This is a genomic window from Streptomyces aurantiacus (assembly GCF_027107535.1).
Classification (GTDB): domain Bacteria; phylum Actinomycetota; class Actinomycetes; order Streptomycetales; family Streptomycetaceae; genus Streptomyces.
The window spans coordinates 2,697,819-2,720,300 of the sequence record NZ_CP114283.1; the positions used below are offsets into that span (position 1 = coordinate 2,697,819).

General features: G+C 69.6%; 23 protein-coding genes. 19 read left to right on the top strand and 4 right to left on the bottom strand.

Annotated elements, in window-relative coordinates:
* Positions 1-27 precede the first annotated feature (27 nt).
* Positions 28-699 (bottom strand): response regulator, encoded by a 672-nt coding sequence (locus tag O1Q96_RS13630; protein WP_217454962.1) that lies wholly within the window; start codon positions 697-699, stop codon positions 28-30.
* A 110-nt stretch (positions 700-809) separates the two neighbouring features.
* On the bottom strand, positions 810-1,766 hold the full coding sequence (locus O1Q96_RS13635; protein ID WP_419587045.1) for a RecB family exonuclease: 957 nt from the start codon (positions 1,764-1,766) through the stop codon (positions 810-812).
* 588 nt (positions 1,767-2,354) lie between these two features.
* Between O1Q96_RS13635 and O1Q96_RS13640 the strand changes: the two genes are divergently transcribed.
* The 3 genes from O1Q96_RS13640 to O1Q96_RS13650 all read left to right on the top strand — a co-directional run bounded on the left by O1Q96_RS13640 (position 2,355) and on the right by O1Q96_RS13650 (position 5,767).
* Positions 2,355-3,968, top strand: a complete 1,614-nt coding sequence (locus O1Q96_RS13640; protein ID WP_269253590.1) for a site-2 protease family protein — start codon at positions 2,355-2,357, stop codon at positions 3,966-3,968.
* Between the two features lie 131 nt (positions 3,969-4,099).
* Positions 4,100-5,002 carry a tRNA (adenine-N1)-methyltransferase gene (locus O1Q96_RS13645; RefSeq protein WP_217454961.1) on the top strand — a complete coding sequence of 301 codons (903 nt, stop codon included), beginning with the start codon at positions 4,100-4,102 and terminating at the stop codon, positions 5,000-5,002.
* Positions 5,003-5,191: 189 nt separating this feature from the next.
* Positions 5,192-5,767 (top strand): hypothetical protein, encoded by a 576-nt coding sequence (locus O1Q96_RS13650; RefSeq protein ID WP_269248431.1) that lies wholly within the window; start codon positions 5,192-5,194, stop codon positions 5,765-5,767.
* A 55-nt stretch (positions 5,768-5,822) separates the two neighbouring features.
* On the opposite strand, the gene O1Q96_RS13655 is transcribed toward O1Q96_RS13650, so the two are convergent.
* Positions 5,823-6,122, bottom strand: a complete 300-nt coding sequence (locus O1Q96_RS13655; RefSeq protein ID WP_269248432.1) for a ferredoxin — start codon at positions 6,120-6,122, stop codon at positions 5,823-5,825.
* A 258-nt stretch (positions 6,123-6,380) separates the two neighbouring features.
* Here O1Q96_RS13655 and arc point away from each other — a divergent pair, with 258 nt between their 5' ends.
* The 6 genes from arc (at position 6,381) to prcA (ending at position 12,487) form a co-directional block, all read left to right on the top strand.
* Positions 6,381-8,147, top strand: a complete 1,767-nt coding sequence (arc, locus tag O1Q96_RS13660; RefSeq protein ID WP_269248433.1) for a proteasome ATPase — start codon at positions 6,381-6,383, stop codon at positions 8,145-8,147.
* Positions 8,148-8,380: 233 nt separating this feature from the next.
* On the top strand, positions 8,381-9,892 hold the full coding sequence (gene dop, locus O1Q96_RS13665; RefSeq protein WP_269248434.1) for a depupylase/deamidase Dop: 1,512 nt from the start codon (positions 8,381-8,383) through the stop codon (positions 9,890-9,892).
* A gap of 155 nt (positions 9,893-10,047) precedes the next feature.
* Positions 10,048-10,263 (top strand): ubiquitin-like protein Pup, encoded by a 216-nt coding sequence (locus O1Q96_RS13670; protein WP_123544333.1) that lies wholly within the window; start codon positions 10,048-10,050, stop codon positions 10,261-10,263.
* 296 nt (positions 10,264-10,559) lie between these two features.
* Positions 10,560-10,886: an endonuclease VII domain-containing protein gene (locus tag O1Q96_RS44210; protein ID WP_419587046.1), complete on the top strand. Its 327-nt coding sequence runs from the start codon at positions 10,560-10,562 to the stop codon at positions 10,884-10,886.
* Positions 10,838-11,683 (top strand): proteasome subunit beta, encoded by an 846-nt coding sequence (gene prcB, locus O1Q96_RS13680; RefSeq protein ID WP_269248436.1) that lies wholly within the window; start codon positions 10,838-10,840, stop codon positions 11,681-11,683. The genes O1Q96_RS44210 and prcB overlap by 49 nt, the downstream gene beginning before the upstream one ends.
* A gap of 57 nt (positions 11,684-11,740) precedes the next feature.
* Positions 11,741-12,487: a proteasome subunit alpha gene (prcA, locus tag O1Q96_RS13685; RefSeq protein ID WP_217454955.1), complete on the top strand. Its 747-nt coding sequence runs from the start codon at positions 11,741-11,743 to the stop codon at positions 12,485-12,487.
* A 211-nt stretch (positions 12,488-12,698) separates the two neighbouring features.
* Here prcA and O1Q96_RS13690 read toward each other — a convergent pair whose 3' ends face one another.
* Complete coding sequence (locus O1Q96_RS13690; RefSeq protein WP_269248437.1) at positions 12,699-13,715, bottom strand: LacI family DNA-binding transcriptional regulator; 1,017 nt, start codon at positions 13,713-13,715, stop codon at positions 12,699-12,701.
* 138 nt (positions 13,716-13,853) lie between these two features.
* Here O1Q96_RS13690 and O1Q96_RS13695 point away from each other — a divergent pair, with 138 nt between their 5' ends.
* The 10 genes from O1Q96_RS13695 to tatC all read left to right on the top strand — a co-directional run bounded on the left by O1Q96_RS13695 (position 13,854) and on the right by tatC (position 22,461).
* Positions 13,854-15,113, top strand: coding sequence for an MFS transporter (locus O1Q96_RS13695; protein ID WP_269248438.1), 1,260 nt, complete (start codon positions 13,854-13,856; stop codon positions 15,111-15,113).
* Between the two features lie 9 nt (positions 15,114-15,122).
* Positions 15,123-16,484 (top strand): Pup--protein ligase, encoded by a 1,362-nt coding sequence (gene pafA, locus O1Q96_RS13700; RefSeq protein WP_217454952.1) that lies wholly within the window; start codon positions 15,123-15,125, stop codon positions 16,482-16,484.
* A gap of 165 nt (positions 16,485-16,649) precedes the next feature.
* A complete protein-coding gene (locus O1Q96_RS13705; RefSeq protein ID WP_269248439.1) occupies positions 16,650-17,657 on the top strand; it encodes an FKBP-type peptidyl-prolyl cis-trans isomerase in 1,008 nt (335 codons plus the stop codon).
* 85 nt (positions 17,658-17,742) lie between these two features.
* Positions 17,743-18,114 (top strand): FKBP-type peptidyl-prolyl cis-trans isomerase, encoded by a 372-nt coding sequence (locus O1Q96_RS13710; RefSeq protein WP_217454950.1) that lies wholly within the window; start codon positions 17,743-17,745, stop codon positions 18,112-18,114.
* 210 nt (positions 18,115-18,324) lie between these two features.
* The gene (locus O1Q96_RS13715; RefSeq protein ID WP_269248440.1) at positions 18,325-19,278 is read left to right on the top strand and encodes a helix-turn-helix transcriptional regulator; all 954 of its coding nucleotides are present in this window, start codon (positions 18,325-18,327) and stop codon (positions 19,276-19,278) included.
* 16 nt (positions 19,279-19,294) lie between these two features.
* A complete protein-coding gene (locus O1Q96_RS13720; protein WP_269248441.1) occupies positions 19,295-20,425 on the top strand; it encodes a helix-turn-helix transcriptional regulator in 1,131 nt (376 codons plus the stop codon).
* 11 nt (positions 20,426-20,436) lie between these two features.
* Positions 20,437-20,724: a hypothetical protein gene (locus O1Q96_RS13725; protein ID WP_269248442.1), complete on the top strand. Its 288-nt coding sequence runs from the start codon at positions 20,437-20,439 to the stop codon at positions 20,722-20,724.
* Between the two features lie 10 nt (positions 20,725-20,734).
* A complete protein-coding gene (locus O1Q96_RS13730; RefSeq protein WP_269248443.1) occupies positions 20,735-20,929 on the top strand; it encodes a hypothetical protein in 195 nt (64 codons plus the stop codon).
* Positions 20,930-21,166: 237 nt separating this feature from the next.
* Entirely contained in the window at positions 21,167-21,451 is a 285-nt protein-coding gene (gene tatA / locus O1Q96_RS13735) for a Sec-independent protein translocase subunit TatA (protein ID WP_217454945.1), read from the top strand.
* Between the two features lie 47 nt (positions 21,452-21,498).
* Positions 21,499-22,461: a twin-arginine translocase subunit TatC gene (gene tatC / locus O1Q96_RS13740; RefSeq protein ID WP_217454944.1), complete on the top strand. Its 963-nt coding sequence runs from the start codon at positions 21,499-21,501 to the stop codon at positions 22,459-22,461.
* The last annotated feature ends 21 nt before the right edge of the window (positions 22,462-22,482 follow it).

Sequence of the window (22,482 nt, forward strand, 5' to 3'; positions counted from 1 at the left end):
CCGGTCCACGCCCCGGGGCGTGCGCGCTCACTGCGCGCCGGGGCGCACCAGACCGCTCTCGTACGCGTACACCGCGGCCTGCACACGGTCCCGCAGCCCCAGCTTGGTGAGGACGTGACCCACATGTGTCTTGACCGTGGTCTCGCTGACGAACAGGTCGGCGGCGATCTCGGCGTTCGACAGTCCGCGGGCCACCAGCTTCAGGACCTCGACCTCGCGGTCGGTGAGTGTGTGCAGGGTGTCCGGCACGGGCTCGTCGCCCGAGGGCAGATGGCTCGCGTACTTGTCGAGGAGCCGCCGGGTGATGCTGGGCGCGAGCATGGCCTCACCGGACGCCACCACCCTGATGGCCTGCACCAGTTCGTCGGCCGGAGCGTCCTTCAGGAGGAAACCGCTGGCGCCGGCGCGCAGCGCCTCCACCACGTACTCGTCGAGGTCGAACGTCGTCAGGACCAGTACCTTCGCCGGACCGTCCCGGCCGGGACCGGTGATCTGCCGGGTCGCCTCGACTCCGTCCATCCGCGGCATACGGATGTCCATCAGAACCACATCGGGCTGCAGGGCACGTACCTGATCGATTGCCTGGAGACCGTCACCGGCCTCGCCGACGACCGCGATGTCCTGCTCGGCCTCCAGGATCATCCGGAAGCCGGTGCGCAGCAGGGGCTGGTCGTCGACCAGTAGGACGCGGATGGCCACGTAAGTCTCCTTCGCTAGTCCGCCCCCATTCTGCCCTGCTCACCTCGCGCGGTCCGCCGCCGGGGCTCGCCTGCCGTGCACCCCGCCCGTGGGCGAACGGGGCTCCCGGATCACGGACCGCTCGGCCCGGGCGCCCGCACGGGGAGCGGATAGGGCGGGGGAGTGCCACCGAATTCCGGACAGACCGACCGGTGGTCGCACCAGCCGCAGAGCTTGGTGGGCCGTGGACGCCACTCGCCGGTCTCGGTGGCGAGCCGGATCGCCTCCCACAGCGCGTGCAACTTCCGCTCCACCCGTTCCAGATCGGCCGGCACCGGGTCGTACGTGAGCACGTCGCCGCTGCCCAGGTAGACGAGCTGGAGGCGGCGCGGTACGACCTGCTTCAGCCGCCACACCACAAGGGCGTAGAACTTCATCTGGAACAGGGCGCCTTCCGCGTACTCCGGACGCGGGGCCTTGCCCGTCTTGTAGTCGACGATCCGCACCTCGCCCGTGGGCGCCACGTCGACACGGTCGATGATGCCGCGCAGCTTCAGGCCGGAATCGAGCCGGGCCTCCACGAACAGCTCCCGCTCGGCCGGCTCGAGACGGGTCGGGTCCTCCAGGGTGAACCAGCGCTCGACCAGCCGCTCGGCCTCACCGAGCCAGCGCGCCAGCCGCTCGCCCGCCACCTGCTCGTCGTCGTCCGCGAACAGCTCGGCCAGCTCCGGCTTCGCCTCCCGCAGCCGGTCCCACTGACCGGGGATCAGCGACTTCGCACGTGGCGCCGTCCGCTCGGTGGCCGGGGAGTCGAAGAGCCGCTCCAGGACGGCGTGCACCAGCGTCCCGCGCGTCGCCGCCTCGCTCGGCTTCTCGGGCAGCTTGTCGATCACCCGGAACCGGTACAGCAGCGGACACTGCATGAAGTCCCCGGCCCGCGAAGGTGACAGCGAGGCCGGAGGCACGGCGCCGGCGGCGCGGCCCGACGGCCCGCCCGGGGTACCGGCGTCCACCGGCTCGGCGGCATCACCGGAGGCCGGGACCGCGGACGCAGCCTCACCGGCGCCGCCACCTTCCGGCCCGGTCACCGAAGCAGCGCCCGGCCCGCCCTCGGAGCCGCCCCGCACGGCCGCCTCCTCGTCCACGGACCCGGCCGTATCCGCGGTCGATCCGGCGACGGGGCCGCTGGACAGCGACACCGGGTCGCCCGCCTGTTCGTCGGCCGACGGCACCGTGCCCTGGCCCTGCTCGGGCGCGGGACCGACGTGAGGTGCCCCCGCGCCTCCGGCCGACCCGCCCCGCTCTCCGGCGGCATTCCCTGCCGCCGTGTCCGCGGGCTCGACGACGGAGTCGGCCGGCCCGGTCGACGGGTCGGAGGGCCGGGGCACCCTGGCTTCCGCCGCGGTGCCGGACGGCTGGGCCACGTCGTCCGACGCCGCGGCCCCGGGGCCGTCCTGGGCGACGCCGCCGGTGCTGGTATCCATGACGACAGACCTTACGGCCCGCCACTGACAGCGCGACACACGGTGACCTGCGCGCCGTACGCAACCGGGTCGCCGCACGGGAAACGGAGGGGGTGCCGGGGCCGAACACGCCGCGACGGCCGCATACCATCGACCACGAGACCTCTCGCGGGCATGATCGCGAGCGGGATACGCGTCGAACGAGGGGACATCGTGGACGAGAGCGGCGGGAGCGGGCAGCCGCGATCCGGCACTGACGAGGCGGACGAGCGCCGCACGGGTCAGCCGCGACCCGGCGACCCGGCGACCACGACAGCCCGGCCGCCCGCCGACCAGGATCCGCACGACGCCGAAGCCACCGCCGACGCCGCGGCGAAAGCGGCGGACCCGGCCCACCCCGATCAGGCGGAGGGCACGACGGCAGCGCGTCTGCGCAAGGAGCCCCGAACCGGGGAGGCCCCGGCGGACGACCGGCGGACGGAAGACCGGACGCCCACGCCGCAGGCCGACACCACCCCCGCCCCGCCGCCCGCGCCCGAGCCACCCGTGGCGGCCACGGGTCCCGGCGGCCACGCGGCCCAGCCACCGCACCACGCCCACCGGTCCGAGGCCCACACCACCCCGGAACCCGGCCGCAAGAAGGGCCGAAGGGGACCCGCCCCCCGGCGGGCCAAGGAACCGGGCGGCGGCCTGCTCATGGGACGCCCCTTCGGCGTCCCCGTGTACGTGGCACCCAGCTGGTTCCTCGTCGCCGCCCTCATCACCTGGGTCTTCGGCGGCCAGCTCGACCGCGTCCTGCCCGAACTGGGCATGGCCCGCTACCTCGTCTCGCTCTTCTTCGCGGTCGCCTTCTACGCCTCCGTACTCGTCCACGAACTGGCGCACACGGTCGCGGCCCTGCGCTTCAAGCTGCCCGTGCGCCGGATCCAGCTCCAGTTCTTCGGCGGTGTCTCCGAGATCGAGAAGGAATCCGAGACACCCGGACGCGAGTTCGTCCTCGCGTTCGTCGGCCCGCTCCTGTCACTGATCCTCGGCGGCCTGTTCTACCTCGCCCTGCTGACCGTCGAACCGGGCACCGTCCCCGGCGTCCTGCTGGCCGGCCTGATGATCTCGAACCTGATCGTCGCCGCGTTCAACCTGCTCCCCGGCCTGCCGCTCGACGGCGGCCGCATGCTCCGGGCCGTCGTCTGGAAGCTGACCGGCAAGCCGATGACCGGCACCATCGCCGCCGCGTGGGTCGGCCGCGCCCTCGCGATCTCCGTACTCATCGGACTGCCCCTGCTCACCCACTCCGGCGCACTCGGCGCCGACGCCGAGGACCTCGGCGGCATGGACACCGTCATGGACGCCCTGCTCGCCGCGATCCTGGCCGCCATCATCTGGACCGGCGCCGGAAACAGCCTGCGCGTGGCCCGCCTCCGGGAACACCTGCCCGATCTCAGGGCCCGCGCCCTCACCAGGCGTGCCGTCCCCGTCGAGACCGACACCCCCCTCTCCGAAGCGCTGCGCCGCGCCAACGACGCCGGCGCACGCGCCCTAGTCGTGGTGGACGCGGACGGCGAGCCCCTCTCGCTCGTCCGCGAGGCCGCCATCGTGGGCGTACCGGAGCACCGCCGCCCCTGGGTCGCCGTCAGCGGGCTCGCCCAGGACCTGACCGACGGCATGCGCGTCTCCGCCGAACTCGCCGGAGAGGACCTGCTGGAGGTCCTGCGTGCGACTCCGGCGACCGAGTACCTCGTGGTGGAGGAGTCCGGTGAGATCTACGGCGTCCTGTCCGCGGCGGACGTGGAACGAGCCTTCGTGAAGGCGATGGCCCGCCCGAGCTGACCGGCGCCCCGCCGACCCGCGGTACTCGCCCCTGAGGGGCACCGCGCACCGCGCGACCGGCCACGACCACCCGCGGCCGTGCACGCTCCCGAGTGGTCGGAAGCCCCGGAGCGGACCGGTAGGCTGTTCACATGTCCGAACCGACCGGTGCCGCCCGCCGACGCGGGCCCTTCAAGGTCGGGGACCAGGTACAGCTGACCGACCCCAAGGGCCGCCACTACACGTTCACGCTCGAAGCGGGGAAGAACTTCCACACCCACAAGGGTTCCTTCCCGCACGACGAGCTGATCGGCGCTCCCGAGGGCAGCGTTGTCCGCACCACGGGGAACGTCGCCTATCTGGCGCTGCGCCCCCTGCTCCCCGACTACGTCCTGTCCATGCCCCGCGGCGCCGCCGTGGTCTATCCCAAGGACGCGGGACAGATCCTGTCCTTCGCCGACATCTTCCCCGGCGCGCGCGTCGTGGAAGCCGGCGTGGGCTCCGGCTCACTCAGCAGCTTCCTGCTCCGCGCCATCGGCGACCAGGGCATGCTGCACTCCTACGAGCGCCGCGAGGACTTCGCCGAGATCGCCCAGCAGAACGTGGAGCGCTACTTCGGCGGCCCCCACCCCGCCTGGCAGCTCACCGTCGGCGACCTCCAGGACAACCTGTCGGACACCGACGTCGACCGCGTCGTGCTCGACATGCTCGCCCCCTGGGAGTGCCTGGAGGCCGTCTCCAAGGCACTCGTGCCCGGCGGCATCGTCTGCTGCTACGTGGCGACCACCACCCAGCTCGCCCGGACCGTCGAGTCCATCCGCGAGATCGGCTGCTTCAACGAGCCGACCGCCTGGGAGTCGATGGTCCGCAACTGGCACATCGAAGGACTGGCCGTCCGCCCCGACCACCGGATGATCGGCCACACCGGCTTCCTGCTCACCGCCCGCCGCCTCGCCGACGGCGTCGAGCCGCCCATGCGCCGCCGCCGTCCCTCCAAGGGCTCGTACGGCGAGGACTACTCCGGTCCGAACGCCGACGGGGGCGCCGGCCGCTGAGACGGCCCCGTACCGCACACAACGCGCAAACGCCGTGGCCGAGTTCCCGAGCACCCTCGGGAACTCGGCCACGGCGCTTTTTCCCTGACGTTCCGCCAGTACCCCTGACCCCGCCGTTCCCTCACGGTGTGACGTGTGGCACCATGCTGGCCACCCCACCGGCACAGCCCTCACGGGAGACACTTCCTAGTGCAGCAATCCGCCGTCCCGGAACTGGCCCACACGAACACCCGCCCGATCCACTGGCTCGCCACCGCGACGGCGCTGGCCGCGGTCGTCGCGGCCTCCGCCTTCCTGCAGCCCGACGAGGCCACGGCCGCCCAGCACGGTGCCGAGGCGAAGTCCGCTCCGGCGGCCGTCGCGCCCCCCGACCCGGCCGGCGTGGACTTCCCCGTCGACTGCGGTCCCGGGAAGGTCCTGATCCAGAAGAAGGCTTCGGGCGATCTCGACGGCGACGGCCTCCCCGAGACGGTCGCCGTGGTCCGCTGCGACGCCGGATCCGGCACCCCGCCGAGCGGCGTCTACGTCCTCACCAAGGGTGAGGGTTCCTCGAAGGCCCGGGTCGTCGCCACTCTCGTCGACCCGAAGGACCGCCTGTCCGTCGAGGACTTCACCCTCCGCGACGCCACGATCACCGCGACGCTCCTCGGCTACTCCTCGCCCGACGTGCCGAGTTGCTGCCCCGACGTGAACGACAGTGCCAAGTGGCAGTGGAAGAACGGCGCATTCGTGCGCTCGACACCGCCCGGGGCCCAGAGCATGTGACAAAAGAGACAGGCGGCAGGAAGCGGGCATCCCGTGACGCGGGGTGCCCGCAGGGTCACCCCGCGTCCGGACCGTAGACCTCGACGCTGTCCGAAACGCGACGGACGTGGATGCAGTCGCCCGGGCACTCCTTCGCGGAGTCGGCGACGTCACGCAGAAGCGTCAGGGGTACGGGCGTTGTCGCGCCCGGGGCCTGCAGCAGCTCGTCCTCCGAGCCCTTCACGTAGGCCAGACCGTCGATGTCCAGCTCGAAGACCTCGGGCGCGTACTGCACGCAGATCCCGTCGCCGGTGCACAGGTCCTGGTCGATCCAGACCTCGAGTGCCTCGCTGTCGACTCCGGCCTCCTGCTGCACGGTCGTTTCTCCTGCCGTTTCCTGTGTCGAGCGTCCCGAACACGGAGGAATCGGGCCAGCTCTGACGGGTGTTGAACACTTCGACCCTACCTCCGTCGGCTTCCGCGTCGTGTTGGGTGGGTATTCCACTGGCGTGAGGGAGAGCGCAAGGGTGAAGATCGGACACACCTCGACCGTCTTTTGATCTAGGGGTTTCAATCGACACCCACCCAGGTAGGGTCTGGAAGCGTCCAGCTCCCCTTGGAGGAGGTGAGGACCGTGGCAGCCCACGACGACGACATGAACCGCGGCATCCGCCCGGGACGAGGGTCCGACGACCCGTCCGGGCAGATTGCCTACCTTGAGCAGGAGATCGCCGTCCTGCGGCGCAAGCTCGCCGACTCTCCGCGACACACGAGGATTCTCGAAGAGCGGATCGTCGAGCTGCAGACCAACCTGGCCGGCGTGTCCGCACAGAACGAGCGGCTCGCGGGCACCCTCCGAGAGGCCCGCGACCAGATCGTGGCACTCAAGGAGGAGGTCGACCGGCTTGCGCAGCCGCCGGCCGGATTCGGGGTCTTCCTCGAGGCGAACGAGGACGGCACGGCCGACATCTTCACCGGGGGCCGCAAGCTCCGGGTGAACGTCAGCCCCAGCGTCGAGCTCGAAGAGCTCCGGCGCGGCCAGGAAGTGATGCTCAACGAAGCTCTCAACGTGGTCGAGGCCATGGAGTACGAGAGCGTCGGCGACATCGTCACCCTCAAGGAGATCCTCGAGGACGGCGAGCGCGCACTCGTACAGGGACACACCGACGAGGAACGGGTGGTCCGGCTCGCCGAGCCACTGCTCGACGTGGTCATCCGCCCCGGCGACGCCCTCCTGCTCGAACCCCGCTCCGGATACGTCTACGAAGTCGTCCCCAAGAGCGAGGTCGAGGAACTCGTCCTCGAAGAGGTCCCCGACATCGGCTACGAGCAGATCGGCGGTCTGGGCGGCCAGATCGAGATGATCCGCGACGCGGTGGAGCTCCCGTACCTCTACCCCGACCTGTTCAAGGAGCACGAACTGCGGCCGCCCAAGGGCGTCCTGCTGTACGGGCCCCCCGGATGCGGCAAGACGCTCATCGCCAAGGCCGTCGCCAACTCGCTGGCCAAGAAGGTCGCCGAGGTCACCGGCCAGGCCCAGGGCAAGAGCTTCTTCCTCAACATCAAGGGCCCCGAGCTCCTCAACAAGTACGTCGGCGAGACCGAGCGGCAGATCCGCCTCGTCTTCCAGCGTGCTCGTGAGAAGGCCAGCGAGGGCACACCCGTCATCGTCTTCTTCGACGAGATGGAGTCCCTCTTCCGCACCCGCGGATCCGGCGTCAGCTCGGACGTGGAGAACACCATCGTCCCCCAGCTGCTCGCCGAGATCGACGGCGTGGAAGGCCTGCAGAACGTGGTGGTGATCGGCGCCTCGAACCGCGAGGACATGATCGACCCCGCGATCCTGCGCCCCGGACGACTCGACGTGAAGATCAAGATCGAGCGCCCGGACGCCGAAGCCGCGAAGGACATCTTCGGGAAGTACCTCACCGAGCGCCTCCCGCTGCACTCCGACGACCTCGGCGAGCACGGCGGCAGCAGGTCCACCACGGTCAGCAGCATGATCCAGTCCGCCGTCGAGCACATGTACACCGAGTCCGAGGAGAACCGCTTCCTCGAGGTCACGTACGCCAACGGCGACAAGGAAGTCCTGTACTTCAAGGACTTCAACTCCGGCGCCATGATCGAGAACATCGTCGGCCGCGCCAAGAAGATGGCCATCAAGGACTTCCTCGAACACAACCAGAAGGGCCTGAGGGTCTCCCACCTGCTCCAGGCCTGCGTGGACGAGTTCAAGGAGAACGAGGACCTTCCCAACACCACCAACCCGGACGACTGGGCCCGGATCTCCGGCAAGAAGGGCGAACGGATCGTCTACATCCGCACGCTCATCACCGGAAAGCAGGGCGCGGACACCGGACGCTCCATCGACACGGTGGCGAACACCGGTCAGTACCTGTAAAAGACAGGGTGGCTGCGGGTGCCCTCACGGGGTACCCGCAGCCGACTGTTTTCCAGGGCACAGCTGGAGCGAGCAATGACGCAAATGATCTCCCCACCAGCGCAAAGGCGCTCTAGGCTCTTCGGTACCGCCGAGTCGCGCAGTGCGGGGACGGGCACCGCACACGCACCGGAGCGCCAGCGGTACTTGAGCGGCGTCCCCGACCGAGGACGCCGCCGGGCAAGGAGGGCCGCATGACCGTACGGCGAGTAATGGGCATCGAGACGGAGTACGGGATCTCCGTCCCCGGCCACCCGAACGCCAATGCCATGCTCACCTCGTCCCAGATCGTCAACGCCTACGCGGCGGCGATGCACCGGGCCCGGCGGGCCCGCTGGGACTTCGAGGAGGAGAACCCGCTGCGGGACGCGCGGGGCTTCGACCTCGCCCGCGAGGCCGCCGACTCCAGTCAGCTCACCGACGAGGACATCGGCCTGGCCAACGTCATCCTCACCAACGGGGCACGGCTGTACGTGGACCACGCACACCCGGAGTTCAGCTCCCCGGAGGTGACCAACCCACTGGACGCCGTCCTGTGGGACAAGGCCGGTGAACGCATCATGGCGGAGGCCGCGGAGCGCGCGGCCCAGCTCCCAGGAGCCCAGCCGATCCACCTCTACAAGAACAACACCGACAACAAGGGCGCCTCGTACGGCACGCACGAGAACTACCTGATGAAGCGGGAGACCCCCTTCTCGGACATCGTGCGCCACCTCACCCCGTTCTTCGTCTCGCGCCAGGTCGTCACCGGCGCCGGCCGCGTCGGCATCGGCCAGGACGGGCACGAGCACGGCTTCCAGCTGAGCCAGCGCGCCGACTACTTCGAGGTCGAGGTGGGCCTCGAGACCACCCTGAAGCGCCCCATCATCAACACGCGTGACGAGCCGCACTCGGACGCCGAGAAGTACCGCCGCCTGCACGTGATCATCGGCGACGCCAACCTCTCGGAGATCTCCACCTACCTGAAGCTCGGCACGACCGCTCTCGTCCTGTCCATGATCGAGGACGGCTTCATCGCCGTGGACCTCGCCGTCGACCAGCCGGTGCGCACACTGCACCAGGTCTCGCACGACCCGACCCTCAAGCGCCTGATCACGCTCCGCAGCGGCCGGACACTCACCGCTGTCCAGCTGCAGATGGAGTACTTCGAACTGGCGCGCAAGTACGTCGAGGAGCGGTTCGGCGCCGACGCGGACGACCAGACCAAGGACGTCCTGGCACGCTGGGAGGACGTCCTCGGCCGCCTGGAGACCGACCCGATGAGCCTGGCCGGCGAACTGGACTGGGTGGCCAAGCGGGAGCTCATGGAGGGCTACCGGCGCCGTGACAGCCTCGACTGGGACGCCGCCCGGCTGCACCTGGTCGACCTCCAGTACGCCGACGTACGCCCCGACAAGGGCCTCTACAACCGCCTGGCTGCCCGCGGCCGGATCAAGCGGCTGCTGGACGAGACCGACGTGGAGCGGGCCGAGACGGCGCCCCCGGAGGACACCCGCGCGTACTTCCGCGGGCGCTGCCTGGAGCAGTACGCGGACGACGTCGCGGCGGCCTCCTGGGACTCGGTGATCTTCGATCTGCCGGGCCGGGACTCGCTCCAGCGCGTTCCAACCCTGGAGCCGCTTCGCGGAACGCGTAATCACGTCAAGGAGCTCCTCGACCGCTGCCGAACGGCAGAAGACCTGGTCAGGGTGCTTTCGGGGCACTGAAACGGCCACCGGACCGATCGCGCCCGACAGGGTGGAAAGGCCGCCGTCCGGGAATCATCGAGGTGGTTCCCGGACGTTGTAGGAACTGCGGGGCCGATGTCGGACCCTGCTTGTAGGGTCTGATCAAGAACGTCGAACCGAGCGGGGTGAGGGTTATGGCGACCAAGGACACCGGCGGCGGACAGCAGAAGGCGACGCGCAGCACCGAGGAGGTCGAGGAGGCGCCCGAGGCGCAGGCATCCGAAGACCTCAAGGAGCGCCAGGAGAAGCTGAGCGACGACGTCGACTCGGTTCTGGACGAAATCGATGATGTGCTCGAAGAGAACGCCGAGGACTTCGTTCGGAGTTTCGTCCAAAAGGGCGGCGAATAACCTTCGAATCGAAGGCGCCAAAGGGGTGAGGGTTGGCAAGTGAAGGTGCGAAGTGGTGCGTTCGGTGCGGCGAGACCAAGCCGGACGCAGCCTTCGCGCCCAAACGCTCGAATCTCGACGGCTTGCAGCACCGGTGCCGTGATTGCGCTGCCGGGTCCGACCGGAAGCGGCAGCAGGCGACGGGCAGGGCGCTGCCCGCTCGTGGGGCTGTTCCGGAGGGCTACAAGCACTGTCAAGGGTGTGGCGAGAGTAAGCCGCAATCGGAGTGGTATCGGAGATCCTCGGCCACGGGTGAGTTGGCATCGCGTTGCAGAGCGTGCCGTTCAGTCAGAGATCGCGCCGATCGTCTGAAGCGCAACTACGGACTCACCGAAGCCGAACGTGACGAGATGATCGCCTCTCAAAAGGGGCTCTGCGTGATCTGTCTAAAGGCCCCGGCTGTTCAGGTGGATCACTGCCACAAGACGGGTAGGGTCCGTGGCGTACTGTGCTTCAACTGCAATTCCGGCCTCGGCCTGTTGAGGGATGACCCCGACGTTATGTACCGAGCTGCCGACTACCTGGAAGGAATCGCGTGGAAGCCAACACTCGTAGCACCGGGCGTCTACCAGCTGCCTTCCTGACGCCCGGGTCGTCGTCCTTCATGGACTTCCTGACCGAGCATCAGCCGGACATCCTCCCGGGCAACCGGCAGCTGCCACCCATGAAGGGTGTCGTCGAGGCGCCGCACGGGACGACGATCGTGGCCGTGACGTTCCCCGGCGGCGTGGTGCTCGCCGGTGACCGCCGGGCCACCATGGGCAACATGATCGCCCAGCGCGACATCGAGAAGGTCTTCCCGGCCGACGAGTACTCGGCGGTGGGCATCGCCGGTACGGCCGGTCTGGCCGTGGAGATGGTGAAGCTGTTCCAGCTGGAGCTGGAGCACTTCGAGAAGGTGGAGGGCGACACGCTCTCCCTGGAGGGCAAGGCGAACCGCCTGTCCACCATGATCCGCTCCAACCTCGGCATGGCCATGCAGGGCCTGGCCGTGGTCCCGCTCTTCGCGGGGTTCGACGTGGACCGCAACAGGGGTCGCATCTTCTCGTACGACGTGACGGGCGGCCGTTCCGAGGAGAACGGCTACGCGGCGACGGGCTCCGGCTCGATCTTCGCCCGCGGCGCCATGAAGAAGCTCTACGCCAAGGACCTGACCGAAGAGCAGGCCACGACGCTCGTCGTACAGGCGCTGTACGACGCGGCCGACGACGACTCGGCGACCGGTGGTCCCGATGTCGCGCGCCGGATCTACCCGATCGTCACCGTGATCACCGAGGACGGCTTCCGCCGCCTCACCGACGAGGAGTCCTCCGAGATCGCCCGCGCGATCCTGGAGCGGCGCCTGGAGCAGCCCGACGGTCCGCGCGCCGCGCTGCTCTGACGGCGGCCCGTATTTCGAGGTGATCCAGTGACTTCCACAGAAAGGGACGGATAGCCGGTGTCGACGCCGTTCTATGTCTCACCCCAGCAGGCCATGGCCGACCGGGCGGAATACGCCCGCAAGGGCATCGCCCGTGGTCGCAGCCTGGTCGTGCTGCAGTTCGCCGACGGCATCGTGTTCGTCGGCGAGAACCCGTCCCGTGCGCTGCACAAGTTCAGCGAGATCTACGACCGGATCGGCTTCGCCGCCGCCGGCAAGTACAACGAGTACGAGAACCTCCGGATCGGCGGTGTGCGCTACGCCGACCTCCGGGGTTACACCTACGACCGTGACGACGTGACCGCACGTGGTCTCGCCAACGTCTACGCCCAGACGCTCGGCACGATCTTCTCGTCCGCGGCCGAGAAGCCGTACGAGGTGGAGCTGGTCGTCGCCGAGGTGGGGGAGACCCCTGACGGCGACCAGATCTACCGCCTGCCGCACGACGGGTCGATCGTGGACGAGCACGGCTCGGTCGCGGTCGGCGGCAATGCCGAGCAGATCAGCACGTATCTCGACCAGCGCCACCAGGACGGGATGTCGCTCGCCGAGGCGCTCAAGCTGGCCGTCCAGGCCCTGTCCCGCGACACGAACGGCAGTGAGCGGGAGATTCCCGCGGAGCGGCTGGAGGTCGCGGTGCTGGACCGGACGCGTCCGCAGCAGCGCAAGTTCAAGCGGATCGTCGGCCGGCAGCTCGGCCGGTTGCTGGAGGAGGGCGGGGCGTCCACCGCGGCCGAGGCCGAGGACCCCGAAGGCGAGGAGTGACCTCCTCGACGTAGTCGACCTCGGTGTGCCCCCGGCCTTCTCAAGGCCGGGGGCACACGGGGTTCCGGGACCCGGTGACAGGCGCCGGTCGGCTGTCCGCCGGAGGCGTGAGGGTTGGTCGCGCGGCTCGCCCCGCCCCCTTCAGGAGCGGCCGGCCGGGTTGGTCCTGGGCGGTCGTTGCCCGGGGCGCTCCTCTGCGGCTCCGTGGGCCCTACGGGGCGCCAGGTGGGGCCGTGGACCCTCGGACCACCAGTTCCACGGGGATGTCGCCCTCCGCGGGGTCGCGGGCGTCCAGGACCGCCAGGAGGGCCCGCATGCCGCGTTCGCCGAAGAGTTCGGCGTCCAGGCGGACCGTGGTCAGTTCGGGGTCGAGGGCGGTGGCGAGGGCCAGGTCGTCGAGGCCGGTGACGGAGAGGTCCTCGGGGATGCGCAGGCCCAGTCTGCGGGCCGCCTTGTAGGCGCCGGCGGCCAGTTTGTCGTCGTCACAGACGAGGGCGGTGGGGCGGGGGCCGGGTGCGGAGAGGGCGGTTTCCGCGGCGGCCAGGGCGCCGTCGATGGAGATCGGGGCGGCGGCCGTGCGCAGTTCCGTGCCGGGGACCGCGGCTACGCGCTCGGCGAGTTCGCGGGCGCGAACCTCGAAGGTCCAGGACGCGATGTCCGCGGCGAGGTGCAGGAAGCGGCGGTGCCCGAGGGTCAGCAGGTGTTCCGCGACCTGCCGGACGCCGTCGCGGATGTTGAGGTTGACGGTGGCGGCGCCCGTACTGCCGGCCGGGTCGCTGTCGAGCATGACCAGGGGCAGCTGGTCACCGCGGATCGCGGTGAGGGCGTCGGCGGCCATGGAGGAGGCGATGACGCCGTCCAGGGCCGCCTGTGCGGAGGCGAAGGGGTCCCGGGCCGGGCCGATCCCCTCGGGGGAGGGGTAGAGCACCACGCCGAATCCGTGCTCGGCGGCCACCCGGGCCGCGCCGGTGTACACACCTGCGAAGAACTCCGTCGTCAGGGCGGGCACCACCAGGAGGACGGTCCGGGTGCTGCCCAGACGGAGGTTGCGGGCGGCCAGATTGGGCCGGTAGCCGAGTTCGCGCGCGGCTTCCCGTACACGTTCCGCCGTCCGCTCGGAGACCCGTCCGCGCCACTTGTCGCCGAGCACCAGGGAGACGGCCGCCTGGGACACCCCCGCGGCCTGGGCGACGTCTCGGCTCGTGGGGCGGGGGCTGCCTGCTGCCACCGTCGACCTGTCTTTCTGCTGGACTCGCGGACAGCGCACATGGTACGTATGACGAGCGAGGTTATACGTACAACTTCCGACGCTCGGGACACCGCGGACGGGAAAACACGGGCAGCGTGGAGCCGAGAGGGGCAGGACATGGCCGCGGGATACCTGGAGATCCTCCGGACGAGGCATGCCGCACGGCTGCTCGTGGGCACCCTGGTGGGGCGGCTGCCGAGCGCGGCCGGTGCCATCGCCGTCGTCCTCTTCATCCGTGCCGAAGGCGGCACCTACAGCCTCGCCGGGGCGCTCGCCGCCGTCTATGGAGTGGCCACCGCCGTGGGGCAGCCGGTGCTGGGCCGTCTCGTGGACCTCTACGGGCAGCCACGGATCCAGCTGCCCGCCGCGCTCGTGTCCGCCCTGGGCATGTCGGTGTTCGCCTTCACCGGCACGCAGTCGCTCCCGCTCGCGTACGCCCTCGTGGCGGTCGCCGGACTCTTCACGCCGCCGCTGGAGGGCGGTCTGCGGGCGCTGTGGCCCGTCGTCCTCCACAAGGAGGGCCAGGTGCACACGGCGTACGCGATGGACGCCGTGGCACAGGAGGTCATGTTCACCGTCGGGCCGTTGCTGGTGACACTGTGCGTGTCCCTGTGGTCCGCGCAGGCCGCACTGGTCGTCCTCAACGTCATCGGTGTCCTGGGCGCCCTCACGGTGGTCGTCTCGCGGCCCTCGCGCGCGTGGCGATCGGCGCCCCGCGAGGCGCACTGGCTCGGCGCGCTGCGTTCGCCCGGACTCCTCGCCCTGCTCGGCGCGTTTCTTTTTGTCGGTATGGCGCTCGGCTCCATCACGGTCGCGGGTGTGTCGTACGCGGACGACCACGGCGGTGATGTGACGTACGGCTGGCTGATGGCCGCGATCGGGCTCGGCGCGCTGGTGGGCGGCTCGGTCTACGGGGCGCGGCAGTGGTCCGGCCCGCCGGAGCGGCGACTGCGGGTGCTGGTCGCCCTGCTGGCGGTGTGTTACCTGCCGCTGATGCTCATGCCCGACGTGGTCGCGATGACCGCGCTGGTCGCTCTCGCGGGTGTCTTCCTGGCTCCGTGCATCGCGTGCGCGTTCATCATCGTGGACCGGCACGCGCCGAGGGGCACGGTCACCGAGGCGTTCTCATGGCTGGTGACGACGTTCACCGTGGGAGCGTCGGTCGGGACGGGCCTCGCGGGGCCGGTCGTGGAGTGGGGCGGAGCGGTGTGGGGCTTCGCCGTTCCCGGTGCCGCGGGGGGTGCCGCGTTGCTCGTTCTGCTGGCCACGGGGCGGGTCCTCGCAGCTACGGGCGGCGGTGCGGTGGTTGAGGGAAGTTCGGAAAATGATCGAAACGGTGCTGCCGAACCCCGTTTCAGCACAGGCCATCAGGCGTAATGTTCAGTCATGGACCGCCGCATTTTCGGGCTGGAGAACGAGTACGGCGTCACGTGTACGTTCAGGGGACAGCGGCGCCTGTCTCCCGACGAGGTGGCGCGGTACCTCTTCCGCCGTGTCGTGTCATGGGGCCGCAGCAGCAACGTCTTTCTGCGAAACGGTGCCCGCCTCTATCTCGACGTGGGATCACATCCGGAATACGCCACTCCCGAATGTGACAACGTGACGGAACTCGTCACCCACGACAAGGCCGGCGAACGCATTCTGGAAGGACTCCTGGTAGACGCCGAACGACGCCTGCACGAGGAAGGAATCGCGGGCGACGTCTACCTCTTCAAGAACAACACCGACTCGGCGGGCAACTCCTACGGCTGCCACGAGAACTATCTGGTGGCCCGTCACGGGGAGTTCTCCCGGCTCGCGGACATTCTCATTCCGTTCCTCGTCACGAGGCAGCTCCTCTGCGGTGCCGGCAAGGTGCTGCAGACCCCGCGAGGCGCGGTGTACTGCGTCAGCCAGCGGGCCGAGCACATCTGGGAGGGCGTCTCCTCGGCGACGACCCGCTCCCGGCCGATCATCAACACCCGGGACGAACCGCACGCGGACGCCGAGCGCTACCGCAGGCTCCACGTCATCGTCGGCGACTCGAACATGTCCGAGACGACCATGCTCCTCAAGGTCGGTGCCACCGACCTCGTGCTGCGCATGATCGAGGCGGGCACGGTGATGCGCGACCTGACCCTGGAGAACCCGATCCGGGCGATCCGCGAGGTCAGCCACGACATCACGGGCCGCCGCAAGGTGCGCCTGGCCAGTGGCCGGGAGGCCTCCGCGCTGGAGGTGCAGCGCGAGTACTACGAGAAGGCCGTGGACTTCGTCGAGCGCCGCGGTATCCGTACCGGAGTGGTCGACCAGGTCCTGGAGCTGTGGGGCCGCACGCTGGACTCGATCGAGTCGGAGGACCTCGACCGGATCGGCACCGAGATCGACTGGGTGATGAAGTACCAGCTCATCGAGCGGTACCGCGCCAAGCACAACATGACGATGTCGAACCCGCGCGTCGCGCAGATAGACCTCGCTTACCACGACATCCACCGTCGCCGGGGTCTGTACTACCTGCTGGAGAAGCGGGGCCAAGCCGCTCGGATCTGCAATGACTTGAAGATCTTCGAGGGCAAGTCGGTGCCGCCGCAGACCACTCGGGCCCGGCTGCGCGGCGACTTCATCCGGCGCGCGCAGGAACAGCGCCGCGATTTCACCGTCGACTGGGTCCATCTGAAGCTCAACGACCAGGCACAGCGCACCGTGTTGTGCAAGGACCCGTTCCGTTCCGTCGACGACCGGGTGGAGAAGCTGATCGCCGGAATGTGAGTCACCTTGTGTCCGGACAGGGCACCTCCCGCTCGAGTGAACTTGCGAGCGAGGGATTCCGGAACGCAACGCTGGGCGCCGTACGTTTTCCGTACGGCGCCCTTCTCACGTCGTAGAGTTGCGCGCACGCCATCAACCAAGATCGACCGATACGAGGCCCCCACCGTGCGCCGACGCTCACTTCTTATCGCCGTTCCCGCTGGACTGGTCACTCTCGCCGGATGCGGTGACGACGACAAGTCGGACAAGGCACAGTCCAGCGACAGTCCGTCCCCCTCGGCCTCGCCGTCAGGCTCGGCGGCACCCCCGCCGAAGATCGTCGACGGGCCGCTGCCGGGTATCACCGCCGGAGAGAAGTTCGGCCAGAAGCCCACCGTCGCCAAGGGCAGCAAGGACCCCTCGAAGGACCTCGCGGTCGAGACGGTCATCGTGGGCACCGGCCAGACGGTCGCGGAGAACGACTACATCCAGGCCCACTACCTCGGCCAGATCTGGTCCTCGGCGAAGGTCTTCGACAACTCCTACGACCGCAAGACGCCGCTGCTCATCCAGCTGGCCCAGGGTCAGATCATCGACGGCTGGCGCTACGCCCTCACGGGCAAGAAGGCCGGCAGCCGCGTCGAGATGGCGGTGCCGCCGACCTGGGGCTACGGCACTTCGGGCAACGAGCAGGCGGGCATCAAGGGAACCGACACGCTGGTCTTCGTCGTCGACATCCAGAAGGTCTTCAACGGCAAGAGCTCCGCCAAGGGGACGGCCGTCGCCCAGGACAACATCGACCTGCCGAAGGTCGGCACCAACACCGACGGCAAGGCCCCGTCCATCGACGTACCGAAGAAGGCCGCGCCGAAGAAGCTCGTCGCGAACTACGTCCTGGAGGGCGACGGGGACGAGGTCGGCGCGAGCGACACCGTCCTGGTCCAGTACAAGGGCGTGCTGTGGGCCGACGGCAAGGAGTTCGACTCCACGTACAGCCGCGGACAGCTCACCTCGTTCTCGTTGCAGCAGGTCGTCAAGGGCTGGGCGCAGGGTCTGACCGGCAAGAAGGTCGGCAGCCGCGTCCTGATCGTGGTTCCGCCGGCGCTCGGCTACGGCGACAGCCCGCCGCAGGGCAGCGGCATCAAGAAGGACTCGGTACTCGTCTTCACCGTCGACATCCTGGCGAAGATGTAACCGTTCCGGGGATGCAAGACTGTCCGCGTTGCCTTGATGTACGAAGGCGTCGCAAACATGCCGCAAACAAGCAGGAGCCAGAAACGTGAGCATCGAGAAGCCCGAGATCGACTTCCCGGGCGGCGAGCCCCCGGCGGACCTCGAGATCAAGGACATCTGGGAGGGCGACGGCCCGGTGGCCAAGGCGGGCGACACCGTCTCCGTCCACTACGTCGGTGTGGCCTTCTCCACCGGTGAGGAGTTCGACGCGTCCTGGAACCGCGGTACGCCGCTCAACTTCCAGCTGGGCGTCGGCCAGGTCATCGCGGGCTGGGACCAGGGCGTGCAGGGCATGAAGGTCGGCGGTCGCCGCCAGCTGATCATCCCGGCGCACCTCGCGTACGGCGACCGCGGCGCCGGTGGCCGTATCGGCCCCGGTGAGACGCTGATCTTCGTCTGCGACCTGGTCGGGGTCTGAGTTCTCCAGGAGAACCGGCCGCGGGGACTCCGCGGTCCGATCATCATGAAGTCCGGATCACGGTCCGGTCTTCGTACGCCGCGTGATCACGATCCGATCGGATTCGATCACTTGGGGCCCATGCCTGTCCGGGCGTGGGCCCTCGGCTTTTGCCGCGACACCCCGGGGCGGTACGGTCATCGGTCGGAAGCACCATAGGGAAGGGCGTCGATGGCCATTGCCAAGGCGGAGCGGCTGATGAACCTGGCGCTGTGTCTGCTCGGGACGCGGCGACCGCTCAGCAAACGTGAGCTCCGCGAGTCCATCGAGGCCTATCTGGAAGCCAGTTCGGACGACTCCTTCAACCGGATGTTCGAGCGGGACAAGGACGATCTGCGCGAACTCGGCCTGGTCATCGAGACGGTGGAGAACCTCGACGGCGAGATCGGGTACCTGGCCCGCCGCGACAGCAACCGTCTGCCGCCCATCACGCTGGACGCCGAGGAGGCCGCCGCCCTCGGCCTCGCCGCCAAGGTCTGGCAGCAGGCCCGCCTCGCGGGCGCGGCGAGCGGCGCCCTGCAGAAGCTGCGCGCCGCGGGTCTGCCGGAGGGCGTCGACCCGTACGAGCCGCACGGCGCGCTGGAGCCGCGCATCCCCGTGCACGAGGCCGCCTTCGAGCCGCTGATGCTCGCCTGCCGCGACCGGCGCCCCGTCTCCTTCGACTACCGCAAGGCGACCGCGGCCCGCCCCGAACCCCGTAACGTCGAGCCCTGGGCGCTCGAGTGCTGGCGCGGTCACTGGTACCTGGCCGGCTGGGACCGCGACCGGGGAGCCGAGCGCGTCTTCCGGCTGTCCCGGATCACCGGCAAGGTCCGTACCCGCAGTGGCAAGTACACGGCCGAGGTGCCCGACGTCGTGACCGTGCGGGAGACCGTCGCGGGCTGGGCGGGGGACATCACCGACCGCTCGGCGCTGATCCGGCTGCGGACGGGCTCGGGCTACCCGCTGCGCGCCAAGGCCGCCTCCGTGCGGGAACTCGGCGACGGCTGGGACGAGTTGGAGATTCCGTACGGGCACGGCCTGGACGCCTGGCTCGTGGAGTTCGGGCCGGACGTGGTGGTCCTGGAGCCCGCCGAGCTGCGGGCCGACGTCGTGGACCGGCTGCGCGCAGTGGCCAAGGGCTGAGGGGGAGCGTAGGAAAGTGGTAGGAAAACCGGCCAGGCCCACGAACGCGATCGACCAGACCCGGCGGATGCTCTCCCTGGTGACGTATCTGCGTGAGCGTCCCGGCGCGCGGGTGGAGGACGTGGCCCGGGCCTTCGGGATCACCGAGGACGAGCTGATCTCCGACCTCGACGTGCTGCCGCTGTGCGGGACCAGCTTCCGCGGCGGCGACCTGCTCGACATCGACACCGACGGCGACCGGATCTGGTGGCACAACCCGGACGACGTGGCGGAGCCGCTGCGGATCGCCGCCGACGAGGCGACCGCGCTGCTGGTGGCCGCGCGGGCCGTCTCGACCCTGCCGGGTCTGCGCGAGGGGGACCGGCAGGCGCTGCTGCGGGCCACCGCGAAGGTGGAGGCCGCCTCGGGCGAGGCGGCCGGCGCCAGCTCCCGGCTTTCGGTCACCTTCGAGGCGGAGGGCGGGGTCTTCGCGGACGTCGACCGGGCGATCTCCGAGCGGCGCAGGCTGTGGATCCGCTACTACTCACCCTCGCGGGACGAGCTGTCCGAGCGCGAGATCGACCCGATCCGCCTGGTCAGCGTGGGGCACACCTATGTGGAGGCCTGGTGCCGCCGCTCGGAGGCCCGGCGCACCTTCCGGCTGGACCGGGTCGCCGAGATCAAGATCCTCGACGAGCCGTCCGCGCCGCCCGAGATCGAGCTGCGGGACCTCTCGGAGGGGCTGGTGCAGCCCGCGGCCGAGGACCCGGAGGTCGTCGTGGAGGTCGGTCCCGGCGGGCGCTGGGTCGCCGAGTACTACCCCCACGACAGTGCGGAGGAGCTGCCGGACGGCGGGCTGCGGATCACCCTGCGCACCCCCGACCCGGCATCGCTGCGCCGCCTCGCCCTGCGGCTCGGGGGTGACGGCCGGATCGTCTCGCCGCCGGAGGTCGCGGACAGCGCCCGCCGGGCAGCCCGGGAGGCTCTCGCGGCCTACGACGGACCGCAGGGCACGTACGACGACGGGGACCGGCCGCAGGATCGCCCCGGCGCGCCGCACGCCGGCGGTCCGGGGGGTCCGCTCGGCGGTGTGGGAGCGCAGCGCCCCGACGGCGGGCCGCACGGAGTTCATGACGGGCTGTACGGCAGGCAGGAGCAAGGGCTTTGAGCGGTTCGGCGATGTCTGGTACGAGTGAAATGTCCGTAGCGTCCGCATTTTCGGGGATGACGAGAGTGGATCCCGTGGTCTTCAAGGCCGCGTGCCCCGACTGCCGGGTCGGTTTCGAACTCTCCGCGGGCGCCCTGCGTCTGGTCATCGGCGCCACACATCGGACCACCTTCTACTCCTTCACCTGCCCGGAGTGCGGCGCGGCGGTCCGCAAGCCCGCCGGGGAGCGCATCGTCGAACTCCTCACCGGCGGAGGGGTGCGGGCCCTGCGCCTGCACGCCACGGTCCGAGGGGCTTAGGGTCGACCCCATGTTCTGGCCGATGTTCGCGATCGCTGTGGGTTTCCTGGGAATCGCCGTCCTCGCTGTGCTCGCCGTCCGTGTCTTCCTGGAAGCGGAGCGTCTGGGCAGGCAGGTCAGCGAATCCGCACGTCGGATCAACCGCGCGGCCGAGGACCTGGAGCACGCCTCGGCAGGCGCGGCCCGCGCCGCGGACGCCCTCTGAGCCTTCCCGCCCCCGCGCTTTGGGTCACTCCGACCTGTCAACTTCGCAGGATCGGCAGGTACGCTGCTGGTCGCGGCCCGGAGAGCGAGGCGCGGACCGCGAACTGGGAGTACGCACAGGGATTGCCCCGCGTTTACCCCTGAGCGTTACGATCGCTGTCAGCACGACCCTCGGACAGACGTCCGACCGGTCGGGCAGCAACCCAACCACGCCGCCTCGGTGAGAAGGTAAAAGCTTATGTTCGGAAGGCTCGGCGCTCCCGAGATCATTCTCATCCTCGTCGTCATCATCCTGCTGTTCGGCGCGAAGAAGCTTCCGGACATGGCCCGCTCCCTGGGCAAGTCCGCCCGCATCCTCAAGAGCGAGGCCAAGGCGATGAAGTCCGAGGGCAAGGACGACAGCGCCACCGCGGCCGCCCCGCCGCACGACGACCAGCAGCCCCAGCGCACCATCCAGGCCGCGCCCGGCGACGTGACCAGCTCGCGCCCGGTCAGCGAGCCGACGGACACGACCAAGCGCTGACGCAGGGCCGGTGACCTCCGGCCCGCCGCACGAGATGGGAACGTGGGTTGCTGAAGTCCGCCCGCAAGAAGGAAGAGAAGGATCCGGAGGGGCGGATGCCCCTCGCGGAGCACCTTCGTGAGCTCCGCAACCGGCTCGCGAAGGCGATGCTGGCCATCGTCCTCGTCACGGTCGTCGCCGCGTTCTTCTACAACGACATCATCAACTTCTTCACGGAGCCGATCCTCAAAGAGGTCGGCTGCGACAAGACCTTCCAGCAGTTGGCGAAGTCGTCGTCCGACGACCCCTGTGCGCAGATCACGATCAACGGCCTGCTCACGCCGTTCACGCTGGCCCTGAAGGTCTCGCTCATGGCCGGCATCGTGCTGGCCTCGCCGATCTGGCTCTACCAGCTCTGGGCCTTCGTCGCGCCCGGTCTGCACAAGAGCGAGAAGAAGTACGCCTACGCGTTCGTCGCGTCGGGCGTCCCGCTCTTCCTCGGTGGCGCCTTCTTCGCCTACAAGGTGCTGCCCACCACCGCGAAGGTCCTGATCGAGTTCACGCCGTTCGGTGTCGACAACCTGCTGCCACTGGACGACCTGCTCGACCTCGTGACCCGCATGGTCGTCGTCTTCGGCCTCTCCTTCGAGCTGCCGCTGCTCCTGGCGATGCTCAACATGAGCGGAGTGATCACCGGCAGGCGCATGGCCGGCTGGTGGCGCGGCATGATCATGGGCATCACCGTGTTCGCGGCGGTCGCCACGCCCAGCACCGATCCCCTGACGATGCTGGCGCTCGCCGGACCCATCTGGATCCTGTACTTCGCGGCCACCGCCTTCTCGCTCCTCAACGACCGCCGCAGGGCCCGTCGTGAGGCCGAGGGGCCGGACGACGACGAGGCCTCTGAGCTCGACCTCACCCCCGACGACATCGGCGAGATCGAGTCCGTGTCGGCCACCCGCGCGCTGCCCGCGCAGTCGGACTCCGGGCGGGAGCGGGACCGGGTCAACGGTTACGACGACGTGACCTGACGTCGCCCGACGACCTTGTAG

Bases quoted from the DNA above. Each gene is read 5' to 3' on its own strand.
- tatA (WP_217454945.1), top strand. From the start codon at position 21,167: ATGTTCGGAAGGCTCGGCGCTCCCGAGATCATTCTCATCCTCGTCGTC.
- O1Q96_RS13670 (WP_123544333.1), top strand. From the start codon at position 10,048: ATGGCGACCAAGGACACCGGCGGCGGACAGCAGAAGGCGACGCGCAGC.
- dop (WP_269248434.1), top strand. From the start codon at position 8,381: ATGACCGTACGGCGAGTAATGGGCATCGAGACGGAGTACGGGATCTCC.
- O1Q96_RS13730 (WP_269248443.1), top strand. From the start codon at position 20,735: ATGTTCTGGCCGATGTTCGCGATCGCTGTGGGTTTCCTGGGAATCGCC.
- O1Q96_RS13725 (WP_269248442.1), top strand. From the start codon at position 20,437: ATGTCTGGTACGAGTGAAATGTCCGTAGCGTCCGCATTTTCGGGGATG.
- pafA (WP_217454952.1), top strand. From the start codon at position 15,123: ATGGACCGCCGCATTTTCGGGCTGGAGAACGAGTACGGCGTCACGTGT.
- O1Q96_RS13695 (WP_269248438.1), top strand. From the start codon at position 13,854: ATGGCCGCGGGATACCTGGAGATCCTCCGGACGAGGCATGCCGCACGG.
- O1Q96_RS13645 (WP_217454961.1), top strand. From the start codon at position 4,100: ATGTCCGAACCGACCGGTGCCGCCCGCCGACGCGGGCCCTTCAAGGTC.
- O1Q96_RS13715 (WP_269248440.1), top strand. From the start codon at position 18,325: ATGGCCATTGCCAAGGCGGAGCGGCTGATGAACCTGGCGCTGTGTCTG.